The sequence below is a fragment of the Myxococcota bacterium genome, assembly GCA_035498015.1.
Taxonomy (GTDB): domain Bacteria; phylum Myxococcota_A; class UBA9160; order SZUA-336; family SZUA-336; genus VGRW01.
Genome location: DATKAO010000140.1, coordinates 1 through 3,117 on the forward strand (window position 1 = coordinate 1; position 3,117 = coordinate 3,117).

Consider the following 3,117-nt stretch of genomic DNA (forward strand, 5'->3'; position numbering starts at 1 on the left):
GGCCGGGAACGAGACCACGACCAACCTGCTCGGCAACACCGTGCTCGCGCTCACCCGGAACCCGGCCGAGCTCGCGCGCGTGCAGCGCGAGCCCGACCTCGTGCCCACGCTCGTGGAGGAGGGCCTGCGCTACGACTCACCTGCGCAGGTGCTGTTCCGCGAGGCGACCAGCGACACCGAGCTCGCGGGCGTCCCGATCCCCGCGGGCTCGATCGTGGTGCCCATGCTCGGCTCCGCGAACCGCGACAGCGAGACCTTCCCCTGGGGCGACCGCTTCGAGCTCCACCGCGACCGCCCCGCCCACCTCGCCTTCGGCCTCGGCGTGCACTTCTGCCTGGGCGCCGCGCTCGCGCGGCTCGAAGCGCGCGTGGCCCTCGAAGAGCTGCTCACCCTGCGCGGCATCCGGCGGCGTGACTCCGCGGAGCTCGAGCGGATCGACTCCTTCATCCTGCGCGGGCTGCGCGGCCTGCCGATCGTGTTCGAGGGCTAGGGCCGCTCGAGCATTACTCGAACTTCCGCAGGTAGTACTCCACGGGGTGCGCCGTGCCCGTCTTGTGTACTTGGCCGTCCTTGGTCACCACGATCGGAGCATTGCCGGCAATGGCGTCTCGAATGCTGCCCGTTTCAGCGTGCCGCTTCGAGTCGTAGAAGAAGACCCACCCGAACGCGCGCTCCAGCGTTCTGTTCTCCAGGAGCACCATTTCGAATCCAGCCCGCTGCTCCTTGGCCTTGATGATCCTTTGAGCGATCTCCTGAGCTTCGGATCTTGTCACATGCGCTGGCCGGCGTACGCCACCGCGTCTCGCCACGCTGCGGGCTTCACCACTCTCGGCGTCTCCAACAGTGACTTCAGAGGTCGCATCGCATCGTCGGCCACGATCATAGGCAGAACGAGGCAAGCCGTGAAGGGAGCGTTGGGCGCTGTTTGGTGCTTTGTGGCGATTTTGGCGCCACGCTGGCACGATGGGTGAGTCACCCTCTTGGCTCATGGCACCCTGCCTTGATAGGGCGCCGCGACTAGCCGGAGGGAGCCGGCGGGCGTTCGAGCAGCTGACGACCGCGCGGTCACGAGGCCAGGACCCGTACGCGCTCCGGACGCACACCTAGTGGGGTCGCATGACCAAGAGCAGCTCGTCCGTCGCGCACTCACCTGCCATTTCGATGAAGTCGAGCCGGTTGATCACAGCGACCCGCTGATTCGCACCGAGCCACTGCTTGATCATATTCAGCTGTACGGTGAGCCTGCGCGCACCGAGATCGCTCCGCGACTCGAGTAGCTCGATTCCCCGGTCGAGCGCGGCCGGGAGGTCACGGATCACGATATGATCTGCGTCTTCGGGCCAGCGAATGGTATCCAGGTCGAGCTTGCGAAACGCGCACATGCGCAGCTTCGCGCGGCGAAGGTCGACGTTCTTCATCTCGTTCGGCGGAAATTCTTCCAGCTTGAAGGCCTGCCGGTAGAACAGGACCTCCCGCAGCTCGCCCGAGAAGCGGCACGACTCGAACACGTCGGCTCGAAAGTCCACCCCGGTCAGGTTGCAGTCGTCGAAGACGCAGTCTCGGAAATCCGCCGAACCGTGCACGGTCTCGCGTAGGTCCGCCCCGGAAAAGTCTACGTTCCGGAAGGAGTTCCGACTCCGGTCTTGGCCAATTCCCCCGAGGGCGGCCCTTCGGAGATCGGCGAAGCGAAAGCTCGAGCTTTCGACTTGGGTGCCCCACATCGCGAAATGCGAGAGGTCGGCGCCATCGAAACGGCAGTTCTCGATGCGACTATGGAAGAGGAGAACTGACTGGAGGCGCGCGCGAGAGAAGTCGATGGAGTTCCAACGGGCGTTCCGGACGACGACCGGGTCCTGCAACAGCTGCATCTCGCCGATTGGCGAGCCGCGCGTCCCCACGACTCTGGGCCGCGGCGCCTTGAAGCCGCGGAGATCGATGAACCCATCCACCTTCGGGAGGCCAATACTGTCGAGTGAGTCTCCAGCCCTCAGCGCATTCAAGATCGTCGTGCTCGTCGTCAATCACATCGTCCCTCAGTGATCCGTGGAGAGTAGTGTACCGTCGCCCCAGCCGGGCGTGTATTGGTCCACGTGAGACTGCCACTGACGCTCGGTCGTGATGTCCCACCACAGTGGTTGACTCGCCTCGGTCGCGGCCGACACCTTTCGTCGTCGCATCTATGAGGATGAACCGGAAGTGGCCCTACTCACTGAAGAGGTCTGCCTTGCAGAGCCTCAGCGGCGACGCTGAGACACGGCTGTGCATAGTCTCGCGGAATCGAACATCAACCTGAGAAACTACTCATCTCAGGTCGAGTCATCGACTCAGATCTTAGTCACTGAGCGGAACAGGGGACGAAACGGCTTCAAACGCGCGATCGAGCGCATTCCGCACTCAGCTCAGCTCCAGACCTTCCACCACGGCTTTCCTGGCGCTGGCGGCGGCGCCGACTGTGGGGCCGGCTCGAGCACCTCGAACTCATACGGCGTGTGCGGGTCGTCGTGTTTGAAGCCGGTGAGTCGGTGGGCGGCGCGGAGCGGCAGGTCGAAGACCCAGTCGACTTCGCCGGCGCCGCTGTCTTCGGCGCCTTGCTCGCTCAGGATGTCGTCCTTCAGCTCTTCGAAGAACTCGGGCATGGCGCCTCGCACTTCGATGTCCAGGTGACCGCGCTCGGCCTCGTGCGCGATGCGCCAGACCTCCTGGCCTTCCGACCAGAGCGACGCCCAGCTCGCCATCACGTGCTCTTCGATGCTGCACGCGACCACCGTAACTTCGGCGCTCGCTCGCGCGAGCGCGGCGCGAGACAGGAGCGGCCCGTCGCAGCCGTCGGCGACCACCACGTACCAGCCGTTCGAGAAGGCGTTCGCGGCGAACGGCACCTCGCCGTAGAGACCCTTCTCGCCGGTGCGTCTCAGTCCCAGCAGCTCTAGCGCGGCGTCGGGCTCGGCTTGGACGGCGATCCAGGAGAGCGCCCAGCCCATGTCACGCCGCGCGTTCCTGGATCGCGTACTGGAGCTGGTACAGGCGCCAGTAGAGGCCGCGCTGCGCGAGGAGCTGCTGGTGAGTGCCGCTCTCGCGCAGCTCGCCGTGGTGCAGCACGAGGATGCGGTCGACGTC

At 65.4% G+C, this 3,117-nt stretch carries 4 protein-coding genes; 1 reads left to right on the forward strand and 3 read right to left on the reverse strand.

Features of this window, described 5'->3' with window-relative positions; all coding sequences use genetic code 11:
- Positions 1-490, forward strand: a 490-nt coding sequence (locus VMR86_12585) for a cytochrome P450 (GenBank protein ID HTO07880.1), incomplete at its 5' end; no start/stop codon positions are given.
- 13 nt (positions 491-503) lie between these two features.
- Here the strand turns inward: VMR86_12585 and VMR86_12590 are convergent.
- The 3 genes from VMR86_12590 to VMR86_12600 form a co-directional block, all read right to left on the reverse strand.
- On the reverse strand, positions 504-989 hold the full coding sequence (locus VMR86_12590) for a YrhB domain-containing protein (protein ID HTO07881.1): 486 nt from the start codon (positions 987-989) through the stop codon (positions 504-506).
- Positions 990-1,103: 114 nt separating this feature from the next.
- Positions 1,104-1,949 carry a pentapeptide repeat-containing protein gene (locus VMR86_12595; GenBank protein HTO07882.1) on the reverse strand — a complete coding sequence of 282 codons (846 nt, stop codon included), beginning with the start codon at positions 1,947-1,949 and terminating at the stop codon, positions 1,104-1,106.
- 450 nt (positions 1,950-2,399) lie between these two features.
- A complete protein-coding gene (locus VMR86_12600) occupies positions 2,400-2,981 on the reverse strand; it encodes a hypothetical protein (protein ID HTO07883.1) in 582 nt (193 codons plus the stop codon).
- Positions 2,982-3,117: the final 136 nt, after the last annotated feature.